The organism is Massilia sp. DJPM01 (genome assembly GCF_030348125.1).
GTDB lineage: Bacteria > Pseudomonadota > Gammaproteobacteria > Burkholderiales > Burkholderiaceae_D > Telluria_A > Telluria_A frigida.
This window is the reverse complement of record NZ_JAQOZV010000117.1, coordinates 1-5,389: the sequence shown is the minus strand read 5'-3', so window position 1 is coordinate 5,389 and position 5,389 is coordinate 1. Positions and strand designations below refer to the sequence as shown.

Annotated in this window: 5 protein-coding genes and 1 pseudogene; all 6 read right to left on the bottom strand. The window is 44.6% G+C overall.

Annotated features, from left to right (window positions below; translation table 11 throughout):
* Window positions 1–372: 372 nt before the first annotated feature.
* The gene (locus tag PO883_RS33645; RefSeq protein ID WP_289313670.1) at window positions 373–1,413 is read right to left on the bottom strand and encodes a hypothetical protein; all 1,041 of its coding nucleotides are present in this window, start codon (window positions 1,411–1,413) and stop codon (window positions 373–375) included.
* A gap of 113 nt (window positions 1,414–1,526) precedes the next feature.
* Window positions 1,527–2,024 (bottom strand): hypothetical protein, encoded by a 498-nt coding sequence (locus tag PO883_RS33640; protein WP_289313669.1) that lies wholly within the window; start codon window positions 2,022–2,024, stop codon window positions 1,527–1,529.
* Window positions 2,021–2,743 (bottom strand): hypothetical protein, encoded by a 723-nt coding sequence (locus PO883_RS33635; RefSeq protein WP_289313668.1) that lies wholly within the window; start codon window positions 2,741–2,743, stop codon window positions 2,021–2,023. Before PO883_RS33635 ends, PO883_RS33640 begins: the two co-directional genes overlap by 4 nt.
* A 2-nt stretch (window positions 2,744–2,745) precedes the next feature.
* The gene (locus PO883_RS33630; protein ID WP_289313667.1) at window positions 2,746–3,363 is read right to left on the bottom strand and encodes a DUF4150 domain-containing protein; all 618 of its coding nucleotides are present in this window, start codon (window positions 3,361–3,363) and stop codon (window positions 2,746–2,748) included.
* 9 nt (window positions 3,364–3,372) lie between these two features.
* On the bottom strand, window positions 3,373–4,797 hold the full coding sequence (locus PO883_RS33625) for a DUF2169 domain-containing protein (protein ID WP_289313666.1): 1,425 nt from the start codon (window positions 4,795–4,797) through the stop codon (window positions 3,373–3,375).
* 16 nt (window positions 4,798–4,813) lie between these two features.
* Window positions 4,814–5,389: pseudogene (locus tag PO883_RS33620) on the bottom strand (type VI secretion system tip protein VgrG); the annotation flags it as partial.

Below are 5,389 nucleotides of genomic sequence, written 5' to 3'. Positions count from 1 at the left end.
CGCGCCTGCGGCGCTAAAACAGACAGTGCGGCGGGAATTAGCGGAAATCCGTTCAGAATAAACAGCAGGAACAGCCGGGCTTCCACGCCGCGAAAGCGGTGACCGGCCCGCTTCCTTATCCAACGCAAAATGTTTCATTTCCTCGACAAATCCTGGGATCTGAGGCAGTGGAACGGAAAACACGGTTAAGCCAAATCGTGGGGCTACCGGTCTCCTGCTGACAAGTGTCCAACCGATGTACGCTTCAACTTGGCGTCATGAATGTGGCTTCAAATGCGTCAGAGTAGGGCCGATTCAGGCATTTCTTGACAATTTGAGTCATTAACCCGGTTTTACGTTCCGTTGCACCGGGAACCCCACATTAGATAGTTATTAAAAAATAATGTTTTTAGCTAGCGGAGACGTAAGACGGGGAGACTCAAGCAAAGACGGCGAATAATACGGATGGGCAGCAACGAAAATTCTGTTTATGCGTCGTTCCATAACGCTAAACCCCACATGCAACAAAAATTCACGCAAATTCCAAACATAATACCCACTAAGCGCATCCGCTTTTCCTGTTACAGGAAAACTGCCTATTTTTTTAATGACGATCTCTGGAGAATCTTCAAACATTAAGTTTTTTGGTAAGGCTCCGTCGAATCCTACCGACCCATAAACGCCTTTACGGATATAGCGTGCCCCCGATAAAACGTTGAACGTCCTCTCACTTCCAATTGCCGTACGAAAATAGAGTTCAATGCCATGTGTGCTAAGAGCATCGACTTCGTAAGACCCGATTGGATCAATAGCCCCTTTAGGAACACCAGATAAGTCAATGCCCAAGAAATTCGCATCTTGGATAAGATCTGAAAAATTGCTCCCCAGCCTATGAGTCAACGCAAAAATATCAGGCTGGGTAATACGGGGCAGCAAGGAGCGTCGCCTCTTATTGGGTGTTAAGCCAATCTGAATCATGATAATTTTATCCATATCTGCCGAGTATTCGAGCAAAATCCACCGATCACCCATATCCCAACGCTCAAAAGTAAACGGCGCTACAAACGGGTGTTGCCAATTAGGAGTACCTAATTTTTTTAATGCGAGCTCGCGGCTATCTCCAAATTCCAGGGCAAATGGCAAGTTACCTGCATAGGAAACGAACGGATATTTTATGTCACCAGAATAAATTTGAACATTGGTAATTATGGGCGGACGACTCGTCGCAAGCTCATCCGAATGATAAAATTCCGGTGAACAAAAAGTAAATGAAAAACCCAATTTTCTAAAAAAAATTCCTCCAATGGGGGAATGCTCAGGTACAGTAAAGTCAGGTTCGCGGGCAAAGCGAAAAACAGCTTGGTCAATTATATCCAGCGGCTTACCCAAATGAGCAAGAAATAAATCAGCGCTTGGCGGAGTATAGGAATTCATTTAAGCTCACCTTGTCCTTAATTCGAATATTCATCTATATTATTTCGATGATATTTTACAATTAACTAATGCATCAAATTAAAAATATTTAAGTAAAATTTCACTGGAAATTACTACTTCTTCTTTGGTGGATTTTTTTTATTTTTTTCAATCGACAAAAAAGAAATTCCATTATTTTCTGGGAGAAAGCAAAGCGCTATAGAATATCCTTGATATCCGTACCACAGATAAACCCGGTTTTCCGGTCCTGATAGGTGGTCAAGAGTCGGCTCTCCGAAAATAGCACGTGCCTCCTGAAGTGTACTTGCAAATGTCAATCCATATGGTAATTGATCACGATATCCAGCGAACCCACTATCGTTATTTTCACCGTAAATCTGCAATGTGGAAAAAATCATTTCTCCGTCTTCTCCTACCAGACCCCACCATTTTCTATAATCACGTACTGGATAGAAGATCATAGAAACACCCAGATCTTTTCTATTCAGCCAAGCTATGGGTGTTGGCTTATCCAAGGGACGTTCAGTAATTTCATGTTCAATCAAAAATTTATCAAAGTCGATATTTTGTGCTGGAAAACTTAAAAAATTTGTTAATCGAGAGATTTTCATATACCGCCTCCTGTTGGATATTTTGCTTGGACTTCGTCAACCAATTTTGCTAGATCATCAATATATTCTTGGTGCGTTTTCGCTCGAATTCGCCTCGCTGCTGCTCTGTATTTTTCTACGCAATCGGCGTCCATTTCCTTACCTTCGGCATCTTCCATTGCTCTGGTGTCTTCTTCTGCGGCTTGTTGAAGGTTCCCAGCATCTCGCTCAATTTTTTCTGGCGTGTTTTTATTGGTATAGGTTTGGCTAAACGCCTTATGATCACCTTTAGGAGTAACGATGACCTGACCTGCCATCGAAATTAGACCGTAGTCGCCAAAAAGTGCTGCAGCTTGGCGCTCAGATAATGTAATTCCGTTTTCAAATATATAGTCTTTGGCTGCCTGTTGTAACGCGGCCTTGGAGGGTATATGGTCACGATCGAATTTGTTACCTGCCGTTCTTTTCTTTGTCTCCCGGTAACTGCCATCCTCACCGCATTCAAGCGTTTGGCTTCCGACTATAGTCGTGGTCTCGGTACCGGTCAATGGTGGCGTATCGTCTTCGCTCTTAACCGCAGGAGCATTACCCAACGACGGAATTCTGCCATCGTCGCTCTCTAATGGATAAACGTCAACTCTGCCATTTCGAGGTGGTTTTAGAGGATTCCAACCGATCACTTTCGCTAATACAACCACCGCTCCGAATACTAATAGTCCTAGTAAAAGATCGAGGACCATGCTTATCCTTTTTGTCCGGGAACAAAAGTCATCAAGGGACTCGATATTGAATTATCTGTCACTGCGCCGACTGTAAGCGAAAGTAATTTCCCTGTAACTAAAAACGTTTCTGGGGTAGGTATCGGCGGCGGGGGAAGGCGCGCTAAGAATGATTTTTCAGCGTCTGTTTCGCCCTGTATTAAGGGACTATGCTCTGCATTTTCCGCTGCTGCTGTTGCGTTTTCTTTTGGATGCACGCTTTGCGTAGTAACATAGATGCCCGGGTTGTTACCGCCATTCATTACATTAGGGTCCCCGTGCCGGACGACAGGATGTTTCTCCGCTTTGAAATGCGGAGCGCCCTTTGTAGGTTTTACGAAACCATTTACGGTACCTGACTTTACCCCTTTGGCGGTCCCAGCATCATCACCTTTGCAACCTGGTTGTTGGGTCATATTAAGCACATATGCAGGATTTCCGTTAAAACGAACTGTCATAGCCACATCCACACTGTTTGATAGGTCCTGCACAGTGGGATAGGGAATAGGCGGTGTGCTACTGCCCAGCGGAGTCTTGTTGAAGGAGGGGGCAGTTGACACAGCTTTAAAAATGCTATTTTTCCGCGCACCGATTTTGCCCATTCAATTCCTTTATTCTTTCTGCTTATTTAAAATATTTTGAGTATATGAAAACTCAAATTTACCATGAAGAAAAGCATCAACTGCGCGTAATTTTAACGATTTTTCAAACACCGCTCGCCATACCAAACTGACAATTTTTTCTTCGGGTTCCACAATCAAAGTATCAATATACATGCGATTGAAAGATAGCGATCCATCTTTCATCCTCATCAGTAAGGTGCAGTAATTCCCAGGTAAATTCAATCTCAAAAACGTTTGCCCTGCATTATTAGTCACTGCACCAGAGCTTTCTGGTGCGCAGAGATTGGTTAGTTCGATAATCTCGTCACCTACTAAAAATGGCGTTTGCTGGTCAACCGGCGCTGCGTTCCATACATCAAATTTAAAATCTCTGGGTAGCCATGCATTGCTTTCAACAAACTTCTGATCAATTGTTCCCGCCAGATTGCGGCGAAGGGGATGCACTTTTGAACGAATTGCGAAACCTGCTTGGGCTGGAAAAATTGTTATGTCTTTCTTGCTTTTATCTTGTTTTGGTATTGACGCAAAATCTGCTACGCTGAAAGGTTGATCAACTAATTCAACCTGCGGGGCGCTTAACCGATATGTGTTGGCAGCATTTAAGTACCATTGCTGGGCGTACCCACGCCCAGCAGCGTTACACTCAAAAACATCATGAGCTATCGCTTGCGTGGCCTCGGATTCGTTATTATCGACAGTATTGACGTTTTCAAGCCCGGGTATGCGATGTTTTTTCTTAATTCGCTTAGCCAATGTCTCATTTCTATTAACCCGGCATTCTCCTCCATATGCATATTCATATCGTAGTGGAAAAGACTTGAATGTTTTTGCGCGGGTTAGGTGCCATGTGGGAATGGGTACTAAACCCAACGTTAAAAGTCGAAAAATTGTTGCTAGTGTATGTATTGGCCAAGCGTATCGTACCAGAGCACGCTCTCCCGTAACGCGCAAGGTTTTGTCTATAAGAGTCCGTCCCGCGATCCGGATGCCACGTGCATACTCTACGTCACGTCTCCATTGCTCCATCTGCTTTTCCGTCGGCGCGCTAAACTGGTTTAGCCCGTAAGGTTTCTCGGGCAAGGGTGCCTCATCGCTAGGCCGTTTTAGGACCAACCGTACGAGTAGCTTCGTTGGGGGCTCACCCATTGGCGCGTAAGCTGTGGCATTGACAATGACGTCGCATTTCGGTTTGTAGTGGCAAAGGTCGGACTCTTGCCGCACACTACTTTCGTTGATTTTTCCAAAATACTCGTCCACCTCGCAAAGCGGTGCCTGCTCATCAGCATAAACTAATTCACAATTTTCTGACCAGGTTAGCGTTTGACGAATAACCACGACATGGAATTTTTGGTCGAGCTGGTCAATACCTTCAAATGCAAGGCTTGGAAAGGAGGTTTGATTGCGAAATTCCATGTCTTAATTCGTTTGGCTAATTAATATCTACATCTTTGCCAGTTATTTGCACCGGTCCGGTTGCTTCAAAATTAAACTTACTCCCGGTGATGGTTACAGCGCCGTCTGCTTTCATAATGAGACTCGATTTTCCGACAATGACCTCAAGCTCTTCGCCTGCATTAATATATATTTTTTTTCCCACTTTAGTGGTCTGGCTCATGCCAACAATTGTCGACATCATCATGCCTACATTTAAGCTATAGCCCAGCCCCACGTTTTCCAGACGACCCAAACCGACGTTTTGCATGTAAGCCATGCCGATGGTCTCGGTCTTAAACTTTGTCACGTTTATCGACCAACTTTTCCCTATCCTGTCTTTTTCATTTTTTATGATAGACTTAGTACGGTTACCGCCGATATTGATGATCTCGTTTTTTCCTACGTCCTCGGATCGGTTTTCGCCGATGCTGATTTTCTCATCGTGGTCGACCCGTTCGACGCGATTGTTATGGATCGTGATGGTCTCGTCACGATTGACAGTCTCTGTCCTGTCGCGCTTGACCAGCGTGGTCTCGTCCCTGTCGATCGTTTTTCGCCGGTCGTTGCCGAT

What these genes read in the sequence shown, in the direction of transcription:
- PO883_RS33645 (WP_289313670.1), bottom strand. Translation starts at nt 1,413, where the DNA reads ATGAATTCCTATACTCCGCCAAGCGCTGATTTATTTCTTGCTCATTTG.
- PO883_RS33640 (WP_289313669.1), bottom strand. Translation starts at nt 2,024, where the DNA reads ATGAAAATCTCTCGATTAACAAATTTTTTAAGTTTTCCAGCACAAAAT.
- PO883_RS33635 (WP_289313668.1), bottom strand. Translation starts at nt 2,743, where the DNA reads ATGGTCCTCGATCTTTTACTAGGACTATTAGTATTCGGAGCGGTGGTT.
- PO883_RS33630 (WP_289313667.1), bottom strand. Translation starts at nt 3,363, where the DNA reads ATGGGCAAAATCGGTGCGCGGAAAAATAGCATTTTTAAAGCTGTGTCA.
- PO883_RS33625 (WP_289313666.1), bottom strand. Translation starts at nt 4,797, where the DNA reads ATGGAATTTCGCAATCAAACCTCCTTTCCAAGCCTTGCATTTGAAGGT.